The organism is Chitinophaga sp. LS1 (genome assembly GCF_034274695.1).
Classification (GTDB): Bacteria; Bacteroidota; Bacteroidia; order Chitinophagales; family Chitinophagaceae; genus Chitinophaga.
In genome coordinates this window covers 4220882-4244949 of sequence record NZ_CP128362.1, presented here as the reverse complement: position 1 = coordinate 4244949, position 24068 = coordinate 4220882, and the positions used below count along the sequence as shown (strand labels likewise).

At 40.6% G+C, this 24068-nt stretch carries 23 protein-coding genes; 14 read left to right on the top strand and 9 right to left on the bottom strand.

From position 1 onward, the window contains the following. The first annotated feature begins 11 nt into the window (after positions 1-11). Complete coding sequence (locus QQL36_RS17595; RefSeq protein ID WP_321570466.1) at positions 12-1028, top strand: ABC transporter substrate-binding protein; 1017 nt, start codon at positions 12-14, stop codon at positions 1026-1028. Positions 1029-1359: 331 nt separating this feature from the next. After that, positions 1360-3144 (top strand): hypothetical protein, encoded by a 1785-nt coding sequence (locus QQL36_RS17590; protein WP_321570465.1) that lies wholly within the window; start codon positions 1360-1362, stop codon positions 3142-3144. Between the two features lie 207 nt (positions 3145-3351). Here QQL36_RS17590 and QQL36_RS17585 read toward each other — a convergent pair whose 3' ends face one another. Together QQL36_RS17585 and QQL36_RS17580 are read right to left on the bottom strand one after the other, a co-directional pair. Beyond that, positions 3352-3675 (bottom strand): nuclear transport factor 2 family protein, encoded by a 324-nt coding sequence (locus QQL36_RS17585; protein ID WP_321570464.1) that lies wholly within the window; start codon positions 3673-3675, stop codon positions 3352-3354. 20 nt (positions 3676-3695) lie between these two features. Beyond that, entirely contained in the window at positions 3696-4490 is a 795-nt protein-coding gene (locus QQL36_RS17580) for an SDR family oxidoreductase (protein WP_083725856.1), read from the bottom strand. Positions 4491-4609: 119 nt separating this feature from the next. Here QQL36_RS17580 and QQL36_RS17575 point away from each other — a divergent pair, with 119 nt between their 5' ends. From QQL36_RS17575 to QQL36_RS17565, 3 genes are all read left to right on the top strand, one after another. Next, positions 4610-4990, top strand: a complete 381-nt coding sequence (locus QQL36_RS17575) for a winged helix-turn-helix transcriptional regulator (protein ID WP_083725854.1) — start codon at positions 4610-4612, stop codon at positions 4988-4990. Between the two features lie 192 nt (positions 4991-5182). Next, positions 5183-7099 carry an alpha/beta hydrolase-fold protein gene (locus QQL36_RS17570; RefSeq protein WP_321570463.1) on the top strand — a complete coding sequence of 639 codons (1917 nt, stop codon included), beginning with the start codon at positions 5183-5185 and terminating at the stop codon, positions 7097-7099. 625 nt (positions 7100-7724) lie between these two features. After that, positions 7725-9137 (top strand): SDR family oxidoreductase, encoded by a 1413-nt coding sequence (locus QQL36_RS17565; protein ID WP_083725848.1) that lies wholly within the window; start codon positions 7725-7727, stop codon positions 9135-9137. Between the two features lie 14 nt (positions 9138-9151). On the opposite strand, the gene QQL36_RS35690 is transcribed toward QQL36_RS17565, so the two are convergent. From QQL36_RS35690 to QQL36_RS17550, 4 genes are read right to left on the bottom strand one after another with little or no spacing between them, the layout of a single operon-like run. Next, the gene (locus tag QQL36_RS35690; RefSeq protein WP_179091216.1) at positions 9152-9862 is read right to left on the bottom strand and encodes a lycopene cyclase domain-containing protein; all 711 of its coding nucleotides are present in this window, start codon (positions 9860-9862) and stop codon (positions 9152-9154) included. Next, on the bottom strand, positions 9837-10331 hold the full coding sequence (locus QQL36_RS17560; RefSeq protein WP_321570462.1) for a sterol desaturase family protein: 495 nt from the start codon (positions 10329-10331) through the stop codon (positions 9837-9839). Before QQL36_RS17560 ends, QQL36_RS35690 begins: the two co-directional genes overlap by 26 nt. Then, complete coding sequence (locus QQL36_RS17555; RefSeq protein WP_321570461.1) at positions 10328-11167, bottom strand: phytoene/squalene synthase family protein; 840 nt, start codon at positions 11165-11167, stop codon at positions 10328-10330. Before QQL36_RS17555 ends, QQL36_RS17560 begins: the two co-directional genes overlap by 4 nt. Continuing rightward, the gene (locus QQL36_RS17550; protein ID WP_321570460.1) at positions 11151-12656 is read right to left on the bottom strand and encodes a phytoene desaturase family protein; all 1506 of its coding nucleotides are present in this window, start codon (positions 12654-12656) and stop codon (positions 11151-11153) included. Before QQL36_RS17550 ends, QQL36_RS17555 begins: the two co-directional genes overlap by 17 nt. A gap of 145 nt (positions 12657-12801) precedes the next feature. On the opposite strand from QQL36_RS17550, the gene QQL36_RS17545 reads away from it, so the two are divergent. Next, on the top strand, positions 12802-13683 hold the full coding sequence (locus tag QQL36_RS17545; protein WP_321570459.1) for a MerR family transcriptional regulator: 882 nt from the start codon (positions 12802-12804) through the stop codon (positions 13681-13683). Between the two features lie 488 nt (positions 13684-14171). Here the strand turns inward: QQL36_RS17545 and QQL36_RS17540 are convergent, their stop codons facing one another. Beyond that, positions 14172-14531 carry a hypothetical protein gene (locus tag QQL36_RS17540; RefSeq protein ID WP_321570458.1) on the bottom strand — a complete coding sequence of 120 codons (360 nt, stop codon included), beginning with the start codon at positions 14529-14531 and terminating at the stop codon, positions 14172-14174. A 464-nt stretch (positions 14532-14995) separates the two neighbouring features. Between QQL36_RS17540 and QQL36_RS17535 the strand changes: the two genes are divergently transcribed. Further along, positions 14996-15469: a ribonuclease H gene (locus QQL36_RS17535; RefSeq protein ID WP_321570457.1), complete on the top strand. Its 474-nt coding sequence runs from the start codon at positions 14996-14998 to the stop codon at positions 15467-15469. Between the two features lie 282 nt (positions 15470-15751). Here QQL36_RS17535 and purL read toward each other — a convergent pair whose 3' ends face one another. Beyond that, positions 15752-19408, bottom strand: coding sequence for a phosphoribosylformylglycinamidine synthase (gene purL, locus QQL36_RS17530; protein WP_321570456.1), 3657 nt, complete (start codon positions 19406-19408; stop codon positions 15752-15754). Between the two features lie 621 nt (positions 19409-20029). Between purL and QQL36_RS17525 the strand changes: the two genes are divergently transcribed. The 6 genes from QQL36_RS17525 (at position 20030) to QQL36_RS17500 (ending at position 23509) form a co-directional block, all read left to right on the top strand. After that, entirely contained in the window at positions 20030-20215 is a 186-nt protein-coding gene (locus QQL36_RS17525; protein ID WP_083726602.1) for a hypothetical protein, read from the top strand. A gap of 38 nt (positions 20216-20253) precedes the next feature. Next, the gene (locus QQL36_RS17520; protein ID WP_083726600.1) at positions 20254-20484 is read left to right on the top strand and encodes an SHOCT domain-containing protein; all 231 of its coding nucleotides are present in this window, start codon (positions 20254-20256) and stop codon (positions 20482-20484) included. A 128-nt stretch (positions 20485-20612) separates the two neighbouring features. Then, positions 20613-20975, top strand: a complete 363-nt coding sequence (locus QQL36_RS17515; protein WP_083726598.1) for a cupin domain-containing protein — start codon at positions 20613-20615, stop codon at positions 20973-20975. A gap of 169 nt (positions 20976-21144) precedes the next feature. Beyond that, on the top strand, positions 21145-21663 hold the full coding sequence (locus QQL36_RS17510) for a helix-turn-helix domain-containing protein (protein ID WP_235643933.1): 519 nt from the start codon (positions 21145-21147) through the stop codon (positions 21661-21663). Positions 21664-21830: 167 nt separating this feature from the next. After that, positions 21831-22763: a slipin family protein gene (locus tag QQL36_RS17505; protein WP_321570455.1), complete on the top strand. Its 933-nt coding sequence runs from the start codon at positions 21831-21833 to the stop codon at positions 22761-22763. Positions 22764-22798: 35 nt separating this feature from the next. Further along, entirely contained in the window at positions 22799-23509 is a 711-nt protein-coding gene (locus QQL36_RS17500; protein ID WP_179091239.1) for a PRC-barrel domain-containing protein, read from the top strand. A 93-nt stretch (positions 23510-23602) separates the two neighbouring features. Here the strand turns inward: QQL36_RS17500 and QQL36_RS17495 are convergent, their stop codons facing one another. Beyond that, positions 23603-23857 (bottom strand): hypothetical protein, encoded by a 255-nt coding sequence (locus QQL36_RS17495; RefSeq protein ID WP_083726592.1) that lies wholly within the window; start codon positions 23855-23857, stop codon positions 23603-23605. Between the two features lie 12 nt (positions 23858-23869). On the opposite strand from QQL36_RS17495, the gene QQL36_RS17490 reads away from it, so the two are divergent. Then, positions 23870-24037 (top strand): LytTR family transcriptional regulator DNA-binding domain-containing protein, encoded by a 168-nt coding sequence (locus tag QQL36_RS17490; protein ID WP_321570454.1) that lies wholly within the window; start codon positions 23870-23872, stop codon positions 24035-24037. Positions 24038-24068: the final 31 nt, after the last annotated feature.

Sequence of the window (24068 nt, the reverse complement as noted above, 5' to 3'; positions counted from 1 at the left end):
AAATATAAATTATGAAAAAGATACTATTGGGTATAGGACTGGTAGTGGCCCTGCTGGCTATCCTGCGCTTCCGTGTCCTGCCACTGGAAAAGACAACTTCCGGCACTGCCACGAAACTGCCGCAGGAATTACAGGTAGGCTATCTGCCTGTTACCTGTCATCTGACCTGCCCGGTGGTTGACTATGCCACCAAAACTTCCGGCGCAGCCATTCATTTCAAGTCTCAGAAGTTCTCCGACTTCCCTACCATTGCAAGTGCCATACAATCCAAAAAATTACAGGCTACCTTTATGTTAGCCCCGCTGGCTATGAAACTGAGAGAAGACGGCGTGCCGGTAAAGATCTGCTACCTCGGTCACCGGGATGGCTCAGAACTGGTGATACCCATCAATAGCAGTGCTAAAAACCTGCATGATCTCAAAGGAAAAAAGATCGCTATTCCCAGTCTTTACAGCAATCAGCATTTTGTATTATTGAAGCTGCTGGAGAAGCAGGGCCTATCACCAGATGATCTGCAATTTGTACCATTACCACCACCAGATATGCCTACAGCATTAGCCGCCAAGGCCATAGACGGATATTTTGTAGGTGAGCCCTTTTGTGCAAAAGCGGAGAAAGAGGGAATAGGAAAGGTGCTCTATTACGCCAGGGATATCTGGCCTAATTTCATATCATGTGTCCTGGTCGTACATGAAGATCTCATTAACAATCAACCAGAAGTAGTAAAAGAACTTGTGCGGGGTATAGCAGAGTCTGGGGCCTGGGCTGAGATCCATCGTGCCGATGCCGCAAAAATCATTTCCAGATATAATAGACAGGATTCCTCACTGCTGAATTATATTTTGACATCCACACCCAGACGCGTATCATATGTTCGCCTGACGCCAGATGAAAAAGAACTACAGGAGATCTATAATGTAGCCAAAAGAATTGGGTTGCTGAAAAAGGACCTGCCTGTTAAAGAAATGTTCACTACAGCATTTATTCCTGAGCATGTACTGCCTGCGAACATTGTGATGAATAAGTAAGATGGCTGACTGGATCTGATGTTGAAGCAGTACTCAGATTACATCAGTTTTTCAAAATCAATTGCACCTGGTTTAAAAACTTACCGGTAGGGATCTTTATGTATTTTACCACCGATTCCCCTTCTTTCTTCCCGGATTTCCTTTTTTTCCTCAGGATCTGAAACTAAAATTTGGCTAGCATATAAACCAATATTTTCTCAACTTCCCAAAAGAGGAAAAGAAGAAGCTTCAAATTACTCACATTCCCCTATCTTTAGTAATAATCATAACCTATACGACATCTTGAAAGGACACAATTTCTAATTACTTCCTCAAAATCAAAATGAACAAGATGAAAAACACTATTATTGCAATCCTTTTCCTTACGGTTACAGGCGCAGTCCTGCTATGGAGCGCATGTAAAGACAACAGCAAGAAGCCTGCTGTACTTTCACAAAACAAGACCGCTTATTCCACCATTCAATTACCACAAGACGCATTATCCACCTGTACCATTCCACAAGACACATTTAACACATGGTTCCTGACAGGCAAAGCAACAGAAAACGGACATGTTACTCCCGCTAATAGTATCACGTTCGGTCATCAAAACAATTGCGATTTCTACCAATGGTCCGAACGCATGTTCTTATGGGTTACGTCACCCAACACTGGCGAGTATGGATCTACCGGAAGAGTACTGGAATCGCCGGTATTTTATACAGTCGCTCCTGATACTTCCGGAGGTATGACACTGATTAAACATCTTCCTGGTACCATCTTACCGGTAGTCCCTGCTCTCAAAAAAAATGGTCCTAACAGACTACCTTTATTCTCTGACAGGAAAGGCCATCTATTTGAAGTGTGGTTCCACAAAGCCGGAGAAAAAGTGCTGGTAAAAAACAGTTCTGGCAAAATAATTGAACTAGGCCCTGTCGGGAAAGATGCTAAGGGGATTATTCTTTTAAAAGATAAACAAGGGGTAGCCATCGAAAAACCGCAATTTGTCACTAAGCTTACAAATCCCAAAAACGTCATCCATGCATTTGCTACCAGCAATGGAAATGTTTTCTTTGATATGAATGGTAACCAGGTAGAAACAGAATTGGCACAGGCTACACAAGATGCACTAATGGCACAAAATGGCTCGCTCGTATATTATATAACATTTGTCAATGACATGTATGCTTATTTCCTTGCCGCCGTGCAGGCTAAATATATGTCAGGTTACCAGTTCCCCACTACCCTCTCTGGCCGGGATAGCATTATGGCTTACGCAAAACAACAAGGCTACAGTCTACCTCCTGATTCCAATGCACTGGCCATTGAATTAAAAACTTCGTGGATCATTGCAGATAGCCTCAGCGACGCAAGTGGTTTTGTTACAATAGACGCTATCATCCCTACTTACAATACAAGCTCCCCTTCAGAATGGCCTGTCACCGGTCAACAACAGGTAAAACTTGCATTGGTAGGAATGCACGTAGTAGGCAGTGTGGCTGGTCACCCGGAAATGATATGGGCGACATTTGAACATAATAGCAATACACCTAATGCGTCTTATCAATATATCGATTCCAACAAAATAGTACAGACTGTTCCGGCAGACAAAGGCAACTGGCTCTTTAACAGCAATACTTCACTACCTGCTGATTCCTTCAATAACCCTCACATGACTGCAGACAGCGTTAATACACTGTTTGCTGAAGCACCTTATACAACTATCAGCGCCAGCAATACACTGCGTCTATTCCCTTTCGGTGCAGCCTTTAACCTTGTTCCCAACCAACAGGATACCAGCGCTTCCGCTTCCAATACTGAAGTAATATCAATCAACAATAATATTATGGGCATGATCCCCGGCAATGATATTCGCAAAAACTATGTATTTATTGGTGCCACATGGACGAATAGTGGCACAGCTCCTAATGGAAACGTCTATTCCTCAGATCCCTCCAAAGGCAGCGCAATAGGTACCAGTTTGCTGGCTAACAGTACCATGGAAACTTATCTACAAGGAACCACTTTCAGCTGTTTCACATGTCATAACAACAACAATTCCCTGGCACCTGGCGCCCTAAGCCATATTTTTGATTCTATTAATCCAGTAAAGAACATATTGAAGAAAATGAAATAACGGTAAACATCGGGGGCCTGAACAACTCCCAAAAATCCATCTCTTTTCCCATTATAAAAATGCTCCTAAAAGCTGTTAGTTTTTAGGAGCATTTCATATTATATAATAATGGCTTGGTTTATAGTCATTCATACAGATCAGCGTTGCATTTCTTGCTAACGCCTTCCATCCACCTTAATACAATACCGGAATTATACATCAAACTCATTACGACGTTATCCTCAAAGAACTTATCAATCCGTCGGTAATTTCACAATGATAATGCAGCACAATGGGACTACCCGGAAACGTTCCTGATAATTCTGCTGTTAGTAAAGATGCAGCACCTTTTTCCTTATAGGCTATTGGATTCATCGTTGTCTTATATTTTCTATTTGCTTCGGTAATCCATTGCTGTATCTCTTTTTTTCCTGTATGCGTATTGCCTTCGTCATATACCACTGCTGTTTCAGAAAAACAATTGGTGTAAGCGATACTATCAAAACTGTCCTGTGCATGTACTAAATCTGCTATTACTTTTGGTAAATTCATTGTATCAATATTTAAACCTATTAAATCGTTGGGATCGTTCCTCCGTCAATAATGTATTCTGTTCCGGTTAGATAATTCGCCCTGGATGAAACCAAAAAACCGACCAACTCGGCCACTTCCTCAGGTTGTGCGGGTCTGCCGTAAGGTATTCCTCCTAACGCGTCCATAATGCTTTGCGTGGCTTGCTGCATAGTGGTGTTTGAGTTTTCTGCGATACGTTCTACCATGCGTGTGGCAGATGTGGTCATGATCCAACCCGGTGAAACGGTCAACACCCGTATGCCTTTGGGAGATACTTCTTTTGACAACCCTTTGCTGTAATTGATAAGCCCTGCTTTTGCAGCAGCATAAGGCAAGGTGGAATCGTACAACGGCAACTTCCCCTGAATAGATGCAATATGGATAATTACGCCGCTTTTCTGTGCCAGCATTTGTGTTAAAAATTCCCTGTCTAAACGCACGGGCGCCAGCAAATTCGTTTGAAGGGTTTGCTCCCAATCTTCATCGCTTAAAACCGCAAATCCACCACCAGGTGTTTCAGAGCCGCCAAGATTGTTTACAAGTATGTCAAGTCTGCCATATGTAGACAAAACCTCCTGTGCCACTTTCTTTGCTCCTTCGGATTTACTAAGATCTGCTGCAATAAAATGAAGTTGAGCATTCGGCTCTTCCGGTGCTTTTCTTGCTGTAGTAATTACCGTAGCACCTGCACTTAGCAATCTTTCGGCAATGGCTTTTCCCACCCCTTTTGTGCCCCCTGTTACCAATGCGATCTTACCTGATAATTCGTTATTGAAATGGAATCCGTTTTGCATATCTTAACATTTGTACAAAATTGTAACATAGTATCACTTTAAACAAGTACGGAAATAGGATTCGGATAGGGATAAATTTATCCCTATCCGAATCCGGAACATCAGTTATTTTTGTTGTTATGTATGAAAGAAAAATTTTACCAAACCTGAATTGCGGACTCGATCTAATTGCGGAGGTCTTATATGGAAAGTGGAAGATAAGGTTATTATGGTTTATCAACGAAGGGCACCGGCGGCCAAGTGAACTCCAACGGAAAATTCCGGATGCTTCCCGGAGAGTGTTAAATATTCAGTTGAATGAGCTTGAGCAACATGAACTTGTTTCAAAAATAATACACCCGATAGTACCTCCCAAGGTAGAATACTATCTTACCGATTTTGGGATGACTTTAATTCCCATCATCTCAGCTTTAGGCCATTGGGGTGATGAAAACGAAGCCCGCCTGAGAAACCTGATACTGAGATCACACGGAAAAACATCGTTAAATGATGAGGAATAAGTATCACCGCCTTTGAACTATTAGCGACTCCTCAACCATAATGATGGCAGGAGCCCCATCAAAAAGTTAAAGCAATGATTTCTTCGGAAAATACCTTACTATTGTTGGGTAAAAATAAATAACACCCGCCATTGTTTACGCACGTCTGTATTAACGAAGTATTAAACTGTTGAAACTAAATCCATAATAACCATGAATAGGTTGATCCTTGCCATTGCAGCTTTTTGTATGGCCTATATAACCGGGCATACTCAAGCGATTGTTACCCATGCGCCTCAGGGTTTTGATTCCTTGCGTAATGAGATTCTCCACGGAAAAATCGATACCATCCAGTACACGTCCAAAACAGTTGGTACTAAGCGCAAGGCAATAGTGTATACGCCCCCAGGTTATTCTAAAAAAACCAGATATCCTGTATTGTATCTACTGCATGGCATTGGTGGCGATGAGAAGGAGTGGCTCAACGGTGGCACCCCACAGGTGATCCTGGATAACCTGTATGCGGCCGGTAAATTAGCGCCAATGATTGTTGTAATGCCAAATGGAAGAGCAATGAAAGATGATCGCGCTACAGGCAATATTATGGCACCTGATAAAATTCAGGCGTTCGCTACTTTTGAACAGGACCTGCTACAGGATCTTATTCCTTTTGTTGAAAAGCAATACCCGGTGTTGACTGATAGAGAGCACCGTGCCATTGCGGGTTTATCTATGGGTGGAGGCCAGGCGCTTAACTTTGGTTTGGGTAATCTTGATCGGTTTGCCTGGGTTGGCGGTTTTTCTTCAGCTCCTAATACCCGAAGCCCCGAGTTACTGGTGCCTGATCCGGAAATTGCGAAAAGGCAGCTCAGACTACTTTGGATTTCCTGCGGCGATAATGATAACCTGATTAGCTTTAGTAAACGTACGCATGACTATCTATATGAAAACAAGGTGCCACACATTTATTATATAGAGCCGGGTGTGCATGACTTCAAAGTCTGGAAAAACAGCCTCTATATGTTTTCCCAGTTGCTTTTTAAGCCTATTCATCCGAATACTTTTACGCAGTATACAGTGCTTGGTACGCCTGCGACTACTAATGTACGCAATGCCAGTTTCCCACAGATATTGCCTGATAACCGTGTCGGGTTTCGTTTGAAAGCACCACAGGCACAACGGGTGCAAATTGATCTTGGTAAAAAATATGACCTGATAAAGGATACCGCAGGCTATTGGACGGGTACTACTGATTCTATCGGTGAAGGCTTCCATTACTATTCTCTGTTGATAGACGGTGTCGCCGTTGCTGATCCGGCCAGCGAAACTTTTTATGGAATGGGGCGTATGGCTGCTGGTATTGAGATTCCTTTTGCCGATGGCGCTTTTTATGCTATTAAAGATGTGCCTCACGGCGATGTAAGGATCAAGCGCTACTTCTCACCCATCACTAATTCCTGGCGTCGTTGTTTTGTATATACGCCTCCAGGGTATGATAGCGCTACAAATCAACGATATCCGGTACTCTATCTTTTGCATGGCGGAGGCGAGGATGAAAGAGGATGGAGTGCGCAGGGCAAGACCGACCTGATCCTCGACAATCTCATTGCCGCACAACAAGCTAAACCTATGCTGGTGGTAATGATGGATGGCAATGTATCTTCAGGAACCTTCAATGAGCAATCGTTGCGAACTTTTGAAAATGAACTAATGCGCGTTGCGGTTCCTTTTATTGAAAAAAATTATCGTACAATAGCGAACGCAGAACACAGAGCGTTGGCAGGCCTGTCCATGGGTGGTATACAAACACTTTATGCAGGTATCAATAACACTGATCAATTTGCTTATCTGGGCGTGTTCAGTTCCGGTTGGTTTGGTGGCAAGCAACCGGCGGCAGAACAGCAATATGCTTTTATGAAGCAGTCAGCCAGTAAAATCAATGGTAACCTGAAACAATTCTGGATCAGTATGGGCGGCAAAGAAGACATAGCATACAACAACTGCCAGAATATGCTGGCAAAGTTTGATGAAATGCAGATTAAATATAACTACAGCGAATATCCTGGCGGCCATACCTGGCCGGTATGGCGTAATAATCTCTACAAGTTTGCCCAACTGTTATTCAAATAATGCCATTTCAACGAGGCCGTATCTAACTTCTGATACGGCCTCGTTCTTGTTTTAGGCCCGCCAGATCTTTGCCAGGCCTGCTTGTTATCTCTAATATTACTTTCAGTTCTAAAATTCGAAGTGATTAAGATGAAAACCTGTGAGATTACAAGCATCCAGGCTGGTCGTGGTTGATTCGATACCCGATAATCAGCTCCTCCCCATCATTTACTATGCTAACATTTATTTGATTGTCAATCTCATTAACAACATCCATGAAAACAACATTATCGTCCAGATCATCATCAGCAAGCAGAATGTTTTTTACAGCCTGAGTAAGGTTCGACATTTTGTTTATATTTCACATTGTTTAATTAAACAAAAGTATAATTAACCACTGAAATAGTCAATGTAAATATCAACCATAATAAACCACAAATATCTAGTGACATATCTGTACATAACCTATAACCTGTTTATTTAATCAAATTATTCATTAAACAGCAAATTTCCAGTATATTTACTTATATACTCTTTTTAAACTGCCATTAGATGCAGTCCTTTTCCTCCTGACCTCCTATTTATTATCTGCAAAGAAGCTCCCTATATGCTGTATTAAGATCAATACTGACAATAGATATTATTTATGAAAATTTTACTAACCGGTAGCACAGGTTATATTGGCAAAAGATTACTCTCTGTACTTCTTGAGCAAGGTCATGAAGTGTACTGCCTGGTAAGAGATCGCAACAGGGTAAACCAGGAATTATATACACCGCATATTATTGAAGCAGACCTCCTGAACCCCATATCCCCCGGGTTAATCCCCCCTGATATTGACGCTGCATATTACCTGGTACATTCCATGAGTAAAAAAGGGGATTTTACTGAAATGGAAAAACGCTCTGCAATGAATTTTGTATCCGCTATGAATTACACTTCCGCCAGACAGATCATCTACCTCGGCGGAATTGTAAATGCAGATAACCTTTCCACACACCTGCATTCCAGAAAGCAAGTGGAAGAAATACTCGCAGATTGCAAGGCAAGAATTACAGTTTTACGCGCCGGAATTGTGGTTGGCTCAGGAAGTGCATCCTTTGAAATAATCCGCGACCTGACAGAAAAACTACCTGTTATGATCGCTCCTGCATGGCTCAATATACATACACAACCCATTGCCATCAGAAACGTTATTGAATTCTTAACAGGCGTACTCCTGAAAGAAGAAACTTTCGGAAAAACTTACGACTTGTATGGTGCGGATAAGTTAACCTATAAAGAAATGCTCCAGATCTTTGCTGAAGAAAGAGGATTGAAAAGATACATTTTAACAGTGCCCGTAATGACACCAAGACTTTCGTCTTATTGGCTATATTTCGTGACGTCTACCTCCTACATGCTTGCCAGAAACCTTGTCGATAGCATGAAGGTAGAAACTGTTGCACGCCCTAATAACCTGGCAGAAACATTAGGAATCTCCCTTATCGACTACCGCACTGCTATCAGGATGGCCTTTGATAAAATAGAACAGGATATGGTATTATCTACCTGGAAAGATGCCCTCAGCTCTGGCAACAATCTTCAAAGCCTGCCATATCATATCCAGGTACCTCAATATGGTTGTTTTAAAGATTGCCGATACATCAAAGCTGAAAACATCCAAAGCTCAGTTGATAAAATTTTTTCTATAGGAGGAAACGTTGGATGGTACTATGCAGACTGGCTTTGGGAAATCAGAGGATTTATAGATAAATTATTTGGCGGCGTCGGACTTAAACGTGGAAGAAAACATGCAACACGTCTGGCAATAGGAGATAGTCTTGATTTCTGGAGAGTGCTGTATGCGGATCATACCCGAAACAGGTTATTGCTATATGCAGAAATGAAATTACCTGGTGAAGCATGGTTAGAATTTAGTGTCTCCGATGCAGGAATAATTCGCCAGGAAGCCACTTTCAGACCTGTAGGGCTTACCGGACGTTTTTACTGGTACCTGATGCTCCCATTTCATTATTTCATATTCCGCGGCATGCTCCGAAAAATAGCAACAACCTGATAAATTTAAAAAAGTCAGGAATGGGTAACTTGCCGGCATTCAGATATCCATCTTTCCCTGGCAAACAATTCGTAGAAAACAATCTGTGATCCAATCAACACTAATCCATAAAACACATCTTCTACAGGTATAGTCAATATTCTCCATCCAATGATCTCATGACTATTATACCAGACAACAGGAGCTTCTAAACAGCTCCCTGTTAATAACCCATTTATAATAATGAAAGGTATTAATAGCAAACTATAGCAAAAATAGAAGTGGCCTACCCAGCTCTTATTCCTTACATACATTATAAATAATGCGAGTAAAAGAAACGTTGCACTGGTATACTTATACCTGAAAAAGGAAATGGAAACGATCAATCCTCCTGTTATAAGCACCCATGATATGAAAGATGAGATCTTAGGTGAAAAACTCTTATGTGGCCAAAACAATGTAAGACAATGATAAGAAAATGTACAGGCGTAAGGAATACACAGGAAAAACAAGACCTCTTCAACAGGAAGATAAAAACAATAAATTCCTGAAATATACGATGGATTAAATCCCCACACTCCTGCCTGAGTAAACCCTATATCCCACAAAATAAATAAAGTCCCTGACAGTAGCATAGCTAAAAATACTACACCCCAAACCTTATAAAATTTCACCCGCGGATGAAAGCTGGCTATAAATGGAACAATTATAGCACTAATATCAATCCACAGGTAAAGGTGTTTCATTAACATTCTTTTTTGAAACTAACCTGAAATATTTTAACGGGAAAAACAGCATTCCAAAACATTCACCTTCCCCCTTTCCAAGATGTTTATGATGCATTTTGTGCGCACGCCGAAGTGCCCTAAGATAAATATGATTGCTATTCCTAATCCATTTGAAGCGCTGATGAACAAATATATCATGCACCATAAAATAAGTAAATCCATATAATGTAATTCCCGAGGCAAGACCAATGAGGAAAAAACTTTTATGAATGGTACCAATTAAAAATAACGCCATTCCAGGAAGAGCAAATATCAAAAAGAAAAAATCATTCTTTTCTAAAAATTGCCCTTCTGGTTTACGGTGATGATCACTATGCAAAAACCATAGCGGACCATGCATCAGGTATTTGTGTGTCAGCCAGGCTACACCTTCCATGCCCACAAAACCTAATAGCAGCATGGAAATAAAAACAAAATTATCAATCATTGCTGCAATAAATTAAAGGGGAATAAATAAGTTTGTAACATAATACCAAGCTTTTGAGTATTCGGTACTCTCACCCTCTCATTCATAATGCGCTGTGCCGGCAAACTCTTAATTTTTTTAAACAATACCTGGTAATAAGCATAAGCAAGATACACTCCCTTTCGCGAGCTGAGTGGCAATGCGAATATACCAGTTAAAGCCGCCTGGAAATCAGCTGATATTTCTGCCTCTATGGCAAACTTATCCCCATTTGTAAAATGCTCCAGGTTGACAAGTGGAAAGTAATGCCTGCCTAGTTGCTGGCTATCAGATTTTACATCCCGGAGAAAATTGACCTTCTGAAATGCTGCGCCTAACTTCATGGCCGGTGTGCGTAGCTGGTTATAAATAGCATCGTTTCCTTCCGTAAAAACCTTCAGACACATCAGACCTACTACTTCCGCGCTACCCAGTATATATTGCTCATAAATACTACGGGTGTAAAAATGCTGGTGGAGGTCCATTTCCATACTATCCAGAAATGTATCCACCAGCTCCTGTTCTATATTAAAAGTATGATAAACACTTTGAAAACTATTCAATATAGGATTCAGACTTATTTTATCAGTAATAGCTTTATAAGTTTCTTCTCTGAAATGCCGAAGCAATGCAGCCTTATCATATTCGTGAAATGAGTCAACTATTTCGTCTGCAAAGCGTACAAATCCATATATGGCATAAATTGGCCCATGAAATTTTTTATCCAGCAATTTGATACCCAGAGAAAATGATGTACTATATTCTTCCGTTGTTAACTTACTACAACCTGCACTTACTTTATCAAATAAAGATTTCATGTTTGACAGATTTTTGTTTTAAAATGTGATGAGCAACCATTTCCCCCGAAAGGATAGCAGGAGGCACACCCGGACCAGGAACAGTCAGCTGGCCAGTAAAAAACAAATTTTTGATCTTCTTATGACGAATAGAAGGCTTTAGAAATGATGTTTGCCCCAGCGTATTAGCTAATCCATAAGCATTCCCCTTAAATGCATGATAATCCTCAATAAAATTACTGTAGGCATAGGATCTGGAATAGATAATATCCTTTTCGAAACTCTCTCCACAAAACAATTCCGTTTCTGATAACAACATTTTTAAATACCTTTCTCTTATCTCTGGCGTATCCGCCAACCCGGGAGCAGTTGGAATTAAATAAAACAGATTTTCCATGCCTTCAGGTGCAACACTAATATCCGTCTTAGAAGGACAACATAAATAGAATAAGGGATGACTTGGCCATGTGGAGGTCTTATAGATAGCAGTAGCATGCTGTTGCAGATCATGTTCAAAGAAAAGATTGTGATGTAGCAGGCCAGGCAATTTACGGTTAACGCCTATATAATAAATGAGGCACGAAGGTGCCATTACCCGCTTCTGCCAATACTCTTCAGAGTAATTACTTTTTTGCACAGGTAACAATTCCCTATCCGTATGATGATAATCTGCACCGGAAATTACAATATCAGCTGAAATGAACCCTTTATTGGTATCTACTCCCGACACTTTATCATTAATCACTACCAGACTTGTTACTTCTGTACCATTTAAAAAATGTACCCCCTTTTCCCGTGCCAGCGTTGTCAACGCCTCCGATAACTTTACCATTCCTCCCATAGGATACCACGTACCTAATTTCATATCTGCATAGTTCATCATACTATACATCGCTGGAATTTTATCAGCAGTAGCTCCCAGAAATAATATAGGAAACTCAATAATCCTTAAAAGCCTTTCATCCTTAAAAAATTTGCTGGCATGACTCCTGAAAGATTGTAACATGTCCATTTTCAGAACAGATTGTATTACCTCTGCATTGCATAACTCACTTATATGAAGGCCTGGCTTATTTATATAAGTCTTCATAGCTGTCTGGTACTTATATTCAGCCTCACGCATAAATATTTTCAGCTTACTGCCGGCACCTTTTTCTATACTTTCAAATAAAGAACAAATACCACTAAAAGATGCCGGGAGCTGAACAACATCATTCTTTCCAAAAACTACCTGGTAAGAAGGGTCTAATCGTACAAGAGACAAATAGTCTCCTATACGACGTCCATGACGATTAAAAAAGCCCTCAGCCACTTCTGGCATCCAATACCAACTAGGTCCCATGTCAAATGTAAAGCCACTCTCACTGAATGCCCTCCCCCTCCCACCGGTAGTCTCATGCTTTTCTACTACAGCTACCTGGTATCCATAGCTGGCCATAGTAATGGCAGCAGTTAAACCTGCATACCCCGCACCAATTACCAAAACCTTTTCACCTGGTTCTTGTTTCATCTTTTATTAAAAATGTTAAACAAAGATAGTGTTTAAACTTTCAAAACAAAGGATAAACAAAAGATTTAATTTTGTCCAGGAATAATCGTTTTACGGAAAGGGAGATATTTATAAATACCGACCTTGACAGTTCAAATTTGTAATAATGTCATCTGAAATGTATTCAATTAAGGATCTCGAAAACCTATCGGGCATTAAGGCACATACTATTAGAATCTGGGAGAAGAGATATAAAATTGTACAGCCAGGTAGAACAGATACGAATATCCGTTTCTATACCAATGAAGACCTCAAAAAACTACTGAATATCAGCATGTTGTCACAATATGGCTTTAAAATTTCAGCCATCAGTGAAATGAGCGATGAGGAGATTGCAAACAAAATATCAGGACTTAAAATTGTAAACCAGCAAGATACATATAGCGATAGTTTACTTTTAAGCCTCATCAATCTGGATGAACAACTATTTAATAAAACATTTCTGGATATAGTGATGACTGAAGGCTTTGAAAATACCATCATTAAACACATTTTCCCATTTTTCCGCCGTATTGGTATTATGTGGCAGATTGGTACGATTAATCCTGCCCAGGAGCATTTTATCTCCAATCTCATCCGGAACAAGATCATAGTTGCCACCGAACGAATTACCCGTGTAGTAAACCAGGATCTTGGCACCGCGTTATTATTCCTGCCAGAAAATGAGTTGCATGAGATCGGACTACTATTTTTTAATTATATACTGAGATCACGGGGATTTAAGACCATATATCTTGGGCAATCTGTTCCTTATGAAAGTCTTGACCGTATTGTTACAGCATGTGATTTCGCATTTATTGTCACAAATTTAACGACCCCTTTATCAGAGGATGATTTTATGAAATATTGCAGGACTGTGTGCCTGGCCGTTCCAGGCTCAAAAGTTTATTTTACAGGACCTATTCCGGAAAATGTCAATAAACATTTACCAGATAACGCCTTGTTTAAAAAAGACCTGCTGACATTGCTGAATATTTCGGAGGAATAATTTGCAAAGCCCATGATATGTTTAATGATTTTTAACTTTCATTAAACACAGCCATATTGGTATTTAAGAAACAAATAATTTTATATTGATATTGTACAGGTGAGAAAATCACCCCATTCTTCTCCTGGATCTTAAATCATCGCATTTGTTTATGATCTCACTCCCCGGTAAAACTCAGCCAGGTATTAGGTCCTTGATTTCATAGCCTGGTTCGAAAACTTACCCTACCGGGCACAAAAAATGAGAGTGTATCATAAATAAATGGAACTCCTGAGAAACGCATAAAATGGAATCTGGCTCCATCAGGTATCCGAATTAAAAGAGGGTGTATCTAACTCATGATACACCCTCTTTTTTTAGCTATTTTACTTTATTGTAAGCTTCTCATTTTCCAATCCAAATCGGTTCGCTCAATGGTCAGTAAGCCAATTTATTTTTCATAACTATTATATGAACTGATTGGCGACGCAATTCGGAGCTATTACAACTTAATCGCAAAAAGGATAAAGCGGGCAGAGTTTCAACTTAGCTTTTTTTACAGATTCGTAGCTAACTTCAAACTCTTCGGTATTGTTGACTTTAGGCGTCTGTGCACCTTTGATTTCTGTTAACAATGTCCGGTAGCGTTCAAGGATCTTAGCCAGATTTTTACTAGATCCATCATGCTGGTAAGCCTCTGTTGCTTTCTGCGTTAAACCATCAAACGCCTTATTCGCGTTGTCGTTAATAACGACATTCGCCAATATCTCACGTTTGGCTTCAGCCAGCTTTACATTCAATGAATCTTTGGATTGTGCTTTGCTTTGCAGGCAGAAAAGCAACAGGAACCCACATAATAGTTTGTACATTTTCATAAGATTTAGTTAAAAAGGAATTAAATAAGTGCTGTACAGGCAGACCCAATAGTAGCGTCTGGTGTTTTACTGTTGACAAGCATTTAATCCCCTAAGTTGTAAAAATACCAACTCCCGGGTAGTTTACAAACTCCCTTGCCAGATCGGGTTCCAAATTCCAGGTTTTAATTATCGGTCTGCACAATCGGTTTGTTCTGATAGAATGGTGATATTTAGTTGACACCGAACCTCTTCCAAAAGCGCTACCTGCATCAATGCCGGATCATCGGCTCCTTGCCTTATTTTCTATTATTCCCCGAAAACAACCGCTTCCATATCCGCGCCTTTCATCGCCCAATATCCATTTTGGTGTGATCCCGGGCCACCCCATTTGAGCAAGCATTGATGCACTAACATTGACCAGCACATGTCAGGCAGAATAACAATGGTTAGACGGAATTCACCTTACATTTGTAGATATGATCAATACAGCGGCTATATATACAGATGGAAGTTGTCACCCCCAAAGTGGCCAGGGAGCATGGGTTGCCATCATATTGACAGACGGGGGGAAAGTGGTCTTATCTGGCAGCGTACAAGACACTACACATAACAGGATGGAACTATCCGCAGTAATAGAAGGAATAAAATATGCTCAAAACAATTTTAAAGACATCCAACACCTGCACATTTACGCTGATAGCCAGTATGTAACGGGATTGATGGAGCGACAATATAAACTTAGCCATGCAAACTTCATTACCAGTAAGGGAACTATTATACGTAATGCAGACATGGTGCAGGAACTCTATCGCCTGGGGGCACAGATTCAATTGATTTTTACCAAAGTAAAAGCGCATCAGAAACAGGGTATGAATATCAATTATAATATTGATGCAGATAAACTGGTAAGAAAGATCATGAGAGAAGAGTTGCGTAAAAGAACCTTTTGAGACAAAGTGCCTGAGCGGATAATATTATCATACCCCCTTGATGGGAATCCGGGAAAAACGTTCTTCAATGATTATTCCCTTATTAGGTTGGTCGGGAATAAACAAAGACCTTACACCACCTGGTACTCAAATAACGAAGAGCGTGTATCAAAAGTAAGATACACGCTCTTTTAATTCCAATACCTGATGGAGACAGGTTTCCATTTATGCAGTTCTAAGGAGGTTCATCTATTTTTGATACATACTGTTCTTATAATAAAATAGACAAACGTAGTCAGATGCTTACTTCTCCAGCCATTCCCTTGCATTTATAAATGCTGTCAACCAAGGTGATACTTCATCCTTACGTCCATCAGGATAATGTGCCCAGTTCCACTGAAATATTGAACGTTCTATATGCGGCATCATTACCAGGTGCCTGCCAGTTACATCACACAGCATAGCCGCGTTAAAACCAGATCCATTTGGATTAGCCGGATAACCTTCATAACCATATTTACCGACGATGTTGTATTTATCTTCTTCATATGGGAAATCAAATTTCCCCTCTCCATGTGAAACCCACACGCCTAAAGTACTACCCGCAAGATTTGACAACAATACCGATTTATTCTCCTGGATAGTCACCGATGTAAAGATGCTCTCATGTTTATGGCTGTCATTATGCAACATACGTGGTTTTTCTCCATGATCCAGGTTGATTAAACCCAGTTCTACAAACAACTGACAACCGTTACAGATCCCCAATGAAAGGGTATCTTTACGATTAAAGAATTTTTCGATTGCCTCCTTTGCCTTCGGGTTATAGAGGAATGCTCCCGCCCAACCTTTAGCAGAACCCAACACATCAGAATTGGAGAAACCACCTACAGCTCCTAAAAACTGAATATCTTCCAGCGTTTCACGCCCTGATATAAGGTCGGTCATATGCACATCCTTTACATCAAACCCTGCCATGTACATCGCATTCGCCATCTCCCGCTCAGAGTTACTCCCCTTTTCACGCAATACTGCTGCCTTGATACGAGGTTTTGTACTGTCAATGACAGGTTTCTTTCCACTAAATCCAGCTGGGAATGTAAATTTCAGCGGTTGGTTCTTATAATTTTCAAAACGCTCTTTTGCTTTTACCGTACCACATTGCTTTTGGTCCAACAGGTACGAAGTCGTAGACCATACATCCCGCAGGTGATTGATGTCAAATTGCCAGTCGCCCGTTACATGCTTCACCGTTAATGCAGCTGTTGTAGTCACTTCCCCTATCTTATGACAAGCAATACCAGCTTCTTCCAGTAATGTTTCTACCGAAGCATCTGCCTGGAAAACCACTCCATTATTCTCAGCAAATAAGAGCTTAATGATATCCTCCTCGCCCAATCCGCTCAAATCAATATTGGCACCCAGGTCACGGTCTGCAAAGCAAAGCTCCAGCAGCGTCACAATCAGGCCGCCACTGCCAATGTCATGACCTGCCTGTATACTTCCAGCTTTGATCAGCTGTTGCAGGGTGTCAAATGCCTGCTTAAAAGTAGCGGCATTCACCACATCAGGTGTCTGGTCTCCAATCTTGTTTACGATCTGCGCAAAAGAGGACCCACCTAATTTATAGTTATCTCCTGAAAGATTGATGTAATAGATACTGCCACCACTTTTGGTTAATACAGGCTCAACGACAGCCTTAATATCATCGCAATGGCCGGTAGCTGATATAATCACAGTTCCAGGTGCAATCACTTCCTTATCAGGGTATTTCTGCTTCATGGATAATGAATCCTTCCCTGTAGGGATGTTGATGCCTAATGCGATAGCGAAGTCGGAACAAGCTTTTACCGCCTCGTATAATCTTGCATCTTCACCTTCGTTCTTACATGGCCACATCCAGTTGGCCGATAATGATACACTGGTAATGCCATCCTTCAAAGGTGCCCAAACGATGTTGGACAACGCTTCTGCAATTGCATTACGACTGCCTGCAGCGGGATTGATCAGTGCTGACAGCGGGGCATGCCCAATTGAAGTAGCAATACCGTGCTGTCCCTGAAAATCCAGGGCCATTACCCCACAGTTGTTCAATGGTAACTGTAGCGGGCCGGCACATTGCTGTTTAGCCACACGGCCACTTACACAACGGTCCACTTTATTCACTAACCAGTCTTTACTGGCTACTGCTTCCAGTTGCAGGACCTGTTCCAGGTATTGCTGTAATTTTTTTACATCGTAGGTTAGCGGCTGGTAGCTGCGGGTAATGGTTTTATCCCGCATGTATATTTTCGGAGAACTGCCAAACATGTCAGCCAGGTTCAGGTCTAATGGCGTGGCTCCTGTAGTGGCAGACTTAAATGTAAAACGATGGTCGCCGGTGACAGCTCCTACTACATACATAGGAGAACGTTCACGTGCCGCGATACGCTGCATGGTTTCAATATTCTCCTGGCCGATCACGATACCCATACGCTCCTGTGATTCGTTGCCAATAATTTCCCTGGCAGAGAGGGTCGGATCACCCACAGGCAGTTTATCGAGGTTGATCAAACCACCAGTTTCTTCCACCAGTTCTGACAGACAGTTCAGGTGTCCTCCCGCACCATGGTCGTGTATAGATATAATTGTATTATGATCACTTTCTACCAGGCCACGCACTACATTCGCTACACGCTTCTGCATTTCCGGGTTAGAACGCTGTACGGCATTTAACTCTATTGCTGAATCAAATGCACCGGTATCTGCCGATGAGACGGCAGCACCGCCCATACCAATACGGTAATTGTCACCACCCAGGATCACCACCTTGTCATCGACGGATGGCTTCAGTTTAGTAGCCTGACTGGCCTTGGCATAGCCAATACCACCTGCCTGCATTATAACTTTATCGTAGCCAAGGGTAATCCCATTCTCTTCGTGTTCAAAGGTGAGCAGAGAACCAGTGATTAGGGGCTGTCCGAACTTATTTCCAAAATCAGATGCCCCGTTTGACGCCTTGATCAGGATATCAACAGGGGTCTGGTACAGCCATTTACGTTCCGCTACCTGATTTTCCCAATCTCTGCCTGAAGTAAGACGGGAAAGCGCCGTCATGTACACTGCCGTTCCTGCCAACGGAATAGACCCCTGACCACCTGCCAGCCTGTCTCTGATCTCACCGCCAGCACCTGTGGCCGCCCCATTAAAAGGTTCTACGGTAGTTGGGAAGTTATGTGTTTCGGCTTTTAATGAAATAACCGATTCGAATTCTTTAACTTCATAGAAATCAGGCACATCCGGACGTTTTGGTGCAAATTGCTGCACCATAGGGCCTTTTACAAAAGCCACATTGTCCTTATATGCAGATACGATACTGTTTGGATTGGTTTCGGATGTTTTACGAATAAGTTTAAACAGGGATAATGGTTGTTCCTGCCCATCAATCACAAATTTTCCATTAAATATTTTATGCCGGCAGTGCTCAGAATTTACCTGTGAAAAACCAAATACTTCTGAATCCGTCAGTTTACGCCCCATTTTCAGGGACAGATTATTTAAATAATCAACTTCTTCCTCACTTAATGATAAGCCTTCCTTTCGGTTATAGTCGGCAATATCCTCAATTTCGATAATTGGTTCGGGTACAATGCTGATGGAGAAGATATCCTGATTCAATTCAGCATATTTTTGAGACAGCATAGGGTCAAAATCGTTAAAGTCAGGATTTACCTTACTGTAAGTTTCAATACGTGCAATCCCATGAATTTCCATATTCTGGGTGATTTCCACCGCATTTGTACTCCAGGGTGTAACCATAGCCGCACGGGGCCCCACATAATAATCTTTCAGTACTTTTTCCTGGTGTAATTGTGCATTTCCGAACAGCCAACACAGCTTTGAAATATCCGAGGGTGTTAGCTCCTGCGCTTTCTGAACCGCAAAAATTGTATTAAAACTATTTGAAAAAAAATGGATCATACATGGTCAATTATTCGCAAAAGTATAATAAAATATGCCAAATTACCTTTCCTTTTAAAGGTGGTGAAATCGCTATTTATTTTTGTTAAAATTTCAATGGTTTTACCTTCCCCTTTAAAATTCCTGAATGTTTCCACCGTTCCAGCCCCATATTTCAGCAAGATTAGTGCGTCCGTCGATGTCAGGATGCGCTTCCGCTGACCATCTTAGGTATTAACCAGGGGATGCAATTATCAGTCAACCCGGGTTGTTGTCTCTGACAAATTCACCAGGCCCCCAGGCAAATTCTTAAGCCAAGGTACCATTTCTTATCATGCCGCTTAATATCCCATTTGTAGTCTTGTTATTTCTTACATAATCTACGATCGTAAATGGAAGTTAAGCTGGTAATGCGGTGTAATTGGTTAGCCTTGCTGATGAATGTGTGAATGATACAACGATTTTATATTATTACGTAACACTTTCAATTAAATATTCATTGACCTTTATATGGGTTCAGGATAATCCACGAAAGATGTTACCCAGGCTCAGGCTATAGGCCTTCTGGACAATTATTATTGTGCTACGACCTGTAGTGTTAATTTCTTCTAATAAAATATATCAAATTAAATCTACCAGATCATGGGTAAAAAAAAGCGCATTTTAAAGGAAAAGCTGACTAATGCTGTAAAGAAAGTATTAATAGCTTATAATGTTTCTCTTATTAGTGAAATTACAAAAGCCGTTGAAAAATCCATCAATCAGATTGTAAGTAAAACTAAAAAGAAAATAAAAACCAGTAAGAAACCGGTTGTTGCCATAAATTAATATTACAGTTATCATATTCACCTTTCTAAATAAATACTATGTTTTACGACGGTTATCATTTTTGGGGAATGCACCTGGTATGGTGGTTGGTGTGGATGATTTTTATCTTCTGGATATTCGCTATTCCTTACAATATTCCCGGACAGCGAATGAAGAGAGAGGCGCCACTCGATATTTTAAAAAGGCGGTTTGCACTTGGTCAAATTAATAATGATGAATATCAGGAAAAGAAGAAAATACTGGAAAATGATTCTTCAAAGTTGTCCTGAAAAGTTATTCAATATAAATTAGCAACCCCTGTTTACAACCATATCATGACCGGCACTGCCAGGATTATTTCACTGTACAAATATTGTTAAATAACGGGTCATATGCCTAATAACAAATTGTCAAATAAATGCATAAACACAAAAATATTCCTGATGCCAGAGAAATGAATAAAGGGGAAATTCATTTCATTGTAGAAATCATTGAGTATATGCCCAACTCGGTTCTAAACAAAATTATTATAAAGAAGAATACTGGCAATATAACAGTCTCTGCCTTTGCAGCAGGAGAAGAACTGGTAGAAAAAACGCTTCCTTTTGATAACTATATTCAAATAATAGACGGTGCTGCTGCAATTACCATTGATAATAAACTATACAAATTAACCCAGGGACAGGGAATTATTATCCCCGCGCACTCCACACATTGCTTTAATGCTGATGAACAGTTTAAAATGATTTCGACAATTATTAAAAGCGGTTATGAAGACTAAACCCGTGTTCGCCGCAAGTATGCTTTAAAATTCAAACATCAGGTTACCGTAGGTGGGTATTCTCACAAGAATTTGGCCTGTCATTTGTGATTTATAAGTGTCAATAAGCCAACATAACTTATACACATTGAGACTATACATCAAATACATGGTTAGCATCCGTTGTAAGATGGTTGTTAAAGAAGCATTTAAAGAATTAGGTCTTCACTATGTAACTGTTAACTTAGGAGAAGTGAATGTATTGGAAGAAATCACTCCAAAGCAAAGGGATAAACTAAGGGTAATTCTGTTAAGATCAAAGCTCGAACTGATAGACGACAAAAGAGCTATTCTGATTGAAAGTATAAAGAATGTAATTATTGAAATGGTTCACTATGCTGACGACTTGCCTAAAACAAACTTCTCTGATTATTTAAGTAAAAAGTTAGACTATAACTATACCTATCTGGCAAATATTTTCTCTGAAACCCAGGGGACTACTATAGAGCATTTCATAATAATGCATAAAATAGAGAGAGTAAAAGAATTGATTATTTACGACGAACTTAACCTCTCTGAAATAGCTTACAAACTCCATTATAGCAGTGTCTCACACCTATCCCATCAGTTTAAAAAAATAACAGGCTTAACCCCTACCTATTTTAAAACACTGAAAAACAAAAAGCTTAACCTGCTCGAAAATTTATAAAAAGCTTTTCCAGACATAAATGCAGAATAAACAAACTTCAGGAATGAGACCCGGACATGTGAATTATACAAGTTAATTCTATAATAGTATAATTATTAAGGGACACAATTTCGCGACCTTTACTACACCATACATTTGTTTTCACAAAGAAATAAAATAAGCATACAATGAAAAGCAAGAATTTTTTTTCAATGTTAATTTTCGTTGTAATTTTTGGAACTGGTGTGGCAATCGCTTACGCTATGAACCCCCAGTTGGGTATAGTAGAAAGTGAAGGGATTGCTATAGCTGCATTCATCATTGGCCTGGCTGTTTCTTCCGCCATTAAGATTGCAGATCCATGGGATAAAGCTGTCGTATTAAGACTCGGCCAATTTCGTTCGCTCAAAGGTCCCGGCTTATTTTTTATTATTCCAATATTAGATACTATCCCTTACTGGGTTGATACACGTGTGATCACCACCTCATTTAAAGCAGAAAAAACACTTACAAAAGATACCGTGCCGGTAGACGTGGATGCAGTACTATTCTGGAAAGTATTGGACCCACAGAAAGCTGCGCTGGAAGTAGCAGATTACATGCTCGCTATCAATTGGGCTGCCCAAACCGCGTTGCGTGATGTGATCGGAAAAACGATGCTTTCAGATATGCTGGAAGGAAGGGACAAAATTAGCAACATACTTCAGAAAATTATTGATGAACGAACTGAACCCTGGGGAATCCATGTGAATTCGGTAGAAGTAAAAGATGTTTTAATTCCATCAGCATTGGAAAATGCAATGTCTATGCAGGCACAGGCAGAAAGGGAAAGACAGGCAAGAGTAATACTCGGGGATTCTGAAAGACAGGTGGCCGAGAAATTTGGAGAAGCTGCGCTGACCTATGCCAATAACCCGGTAGCATTACATTTAAGAGCGATGAATATGCTATATGAAGGATTGAAACAAAATTCAACCATCGTTATTGTGCCCAGTTCAGCAATAGATACGATGCAATTAGGAAGTATGGCAGGCTTAACTGCGTTAACAATGGGTATCGGACAGGATAAACTGAATAAAGGGAGTAGCGAAAATGGAACGCTCCAACAATCAAAATTGTAAGGAGGCTGTATACTGATATCAAAAAAATGACAATCATGCAAATCAATATAAGTAGCCTGATAGGCTATCACCTGGAAGCCACAGATGGTGAAATGGGAAAAGTAACAGCGTTTTATTTCGATGATGTCACCTGGACGATTCGTTATCTGGTTGTTGAAACCGGCAACTGGTTGTCTGGCCGGAAAGTACTGATATCACCCGACGCCATCCTTAAAGAGTCCGGCAAAACCGGTTCATTTACGGTAAATCTTACAAAATCCCAGGTAAGCAACAGCCCGGCTATTGATACAGAGAAACCTGTATCGCAGCAGCAGGAAGCCGAATTATTCAACCATTACCCCTGGCCAAATTACTGGGAGGGTGGATTTTCTTCAAGTGGTGTTTGGGGGATACTCGCCCCTACTTCTTCAACAAATATTATCCATGAGACAGATACAGACCATCCTCTTCTATCAGCAGATAGCAATACACACTTACACAGTACAAAAGTGGTTGCAGGGTATAATATTCATGCAACAGATGGCGATATCGGTCATGTAAAAGATTTTATAATAGAGGATCACACCTGGAAAGTAATATTCTTTGTAGTGGATACACATAATTTTTTCCCCGGAAAAAAAGTGTTGTTGCCTGTCAGTAATATTCAGGAGGTACAATGGAATGACTCCAAAGTGAAAATAAACATTACACAGGAGGAAGTTAAAAATTGCAGATTATTTGATATAGCAGAATTTACCCAATGGTAAAGAGTACTGATGAAAAATAAAATAACCATAATGGACCATAGACCTATCCGAACCGTTACCGAAAGCCGGACATCACCACTCCGGCTTTCCCCTCTACAAATTCAACCGCCCTTGCTCCGTCTCCGTCGCTCCACTCCTTTCCCTCGCCGGCATCACCTTCTTCCCGAATTTATAATACACACTTACGACCCCTCTCCTGCTATCATATCTGCTATACCCATACGATTTTAACACATTTGCATTCATTGATAGTCTATACCCCGCATCATGAAAAATATCATTCACTCCTACCTTCACATCCAGTTTACCCGATAAAAAACTCCTGGATAGCCTTACCTGATCCCACATACAATGAAGGGAATGGAAGAAATACTGCCACCCCTTTCATTTACACGTGTGCATAAATCTTATATTGTATCTATGCAGGCAATCACGGCAATACATGGCAACACGATTGAACTTGAAGATGTACAATTGCCGATAGGGAGTAATTATAAGGAGGAATTTATAAAGAGAATTGAGCGCTAAACGGGAAACAAGTATAATAAAAAGAGCGTGT

Bases quoted from the DNA above. Each gene is read 5' to 3' on its own strand.
- QQL36_RS17595 (WP_321570466.1), top strand. From the start codon at position 12: ATGAAAAAGATACTATTGGGTATAGGACTGGTAGTGGCCCTGCTGGCT.
- QQL36_RS17590 (WP_321570465.1), top strand. From the start codon at position 1,360: ATGAAAAACACTATTATTGCAATCCTTTTCCTTACGGTTACAGGCGCA.
- QQL36_RS17585 (WP_321570464.1), bottom strand. From the start codon at position 3,675: ATGAATTTACCAAAAGTAATAGCAGATTTAGTACATGCACAGGACAGT.
- QQL36_RS17580 (WP_083725856.1), bottom strand. From the start codon at position 4,490: ATGCAAAACGGATTCCATTTCAATAACGAATTATCAGGTAAGATCGCA.
- QQL36_RS17575 (WP_083725854.1), top strand. From the start codon at position 4,610: ATGTATGAAAGAAAAATTTTACCAAACCTGAATTGCGGACTCGATCTA.
- QQL36_RS17570 (WP_321570463.1), top strand. From the start codon at position 5,183: ATGAATAGGTTGATCCTTGCCATTGCAGCTTTTTGTATGGCCTATATA.
- QQL36_RS17565 (WP_083725848.1), top strand. From the start codon at position 7,725: ATGAAAATTTTACTAACCGGTAGCACAGGTTATATTGGCAAAAGATTA.
- QQL36_RS35690 (WP_179091216.1), bottom strand. From the start codon at position 9,862: ATGAAACACCTTTACCTGTGGATTGATATTAGTGCTATAATTGTTCCA.
- QQL36_RS17560 (WP_321570462.1), bottom strand. From the start codon at position 10,331: ATGATTGATAATTTTGTTTTTATTTCCATGCTGCTATTAGGTTTTGTG.
- QQL36_RS17555 (WP_321570461.1), bottom strand. From the start codon at position 11,167: ATGAAATCTTTATTTGATAAAGTAAGTGCAGGTTGTAGTAAGTTAACA.
- QQL36_RS17550 (WP_321570460.1), bottom strand. From the start codon at position 12,656: ATGAAACAAGAACCAGGTGAAAAGGTTTTGGTAATTGGTGCGGGGTAT.
- QQL36_RS17545 (WP_321570459.1), top strand. From the start codon at position 12,802: ATGTCATCTGAAATGTATTCAATTAAGGATCTCGAAAACCTATCGGGC.
- QQL36_RS17540 (WP_321570458.1), bottom strand. From the start codon at position 14,531: ATGTACAAACTATTATGTGGGTTCCTGTTGCTTTTCTGCCTGCAAAGC.
- QQL36_RS17535 (WP_321570457.1), top strand. From the start codon at position 14,996: ATGATCAATACAGCGGCTATATATACAGATGGAAGTTGTCACCCCCAA.
- purL (WP_321570456.1), bottom strand. From the start codon at position 19,408: ATGATCCATTTTTTTTCAAATAGTTTTAATACAATTTTTGCGGTTCAG.
- QQL36_RS17525 (WP_083726602.1), top strand. From the start codon at position 20,030: ATGGGTAAAAAAAAGCGCATTTTAAAGGAAAAGCTGACTAATGCTGTA.
- QQL36_RS17520 (WP_083726600.1), top strand. From the start codon at position 20,254: ATGTTTTACGACGGTTATCATTTTTGGGGAATGCACCTGGTATGGTGG.
- QQL36_RS17515 (WP_083726598.1), top strand. From the start codon at position 20,613: ATGCATAAACACAAAAATATTCCTGATGCCAGAGAAATGAATAAAGGG.
- QQL36_RS17510 (WP_235643933.1), top strand. From the start codon at position 21,145: ATGGTTGTTAAAGAAGCATTTAAAGAATTAGGTCTTCACTATGTAACT.
- QQL36_RS17505 (WP_321570455.1), top strand. From the start codon at position 21,831: ATGAAAAGCAAGAATTTTTTTTCAATGTTAATTTTCGTTGTAATTTTT.
- QQL36_RS17500 (WP_179091239.1), top strand. From the start codon at position 22,799: ATGCAAATCAATATAAGTAGCCTGATAGGCTATCACCTGGAAGCCACA.
- QQL36_RS17495 (WP_083726592.1), bottom strand. From the start codon at position 23,857: ATGTGGGATCAGGTAAGGCTATCCAGGAGTTTTTTATCGGGTAAACTG.
- QQL36_RS17490 (WP_321570454.1), top strand. From the start codon at position 23,870: ATGGAAGAAATACTGCCACCCCTTTCATTTACACGTGTGCATAAATCT.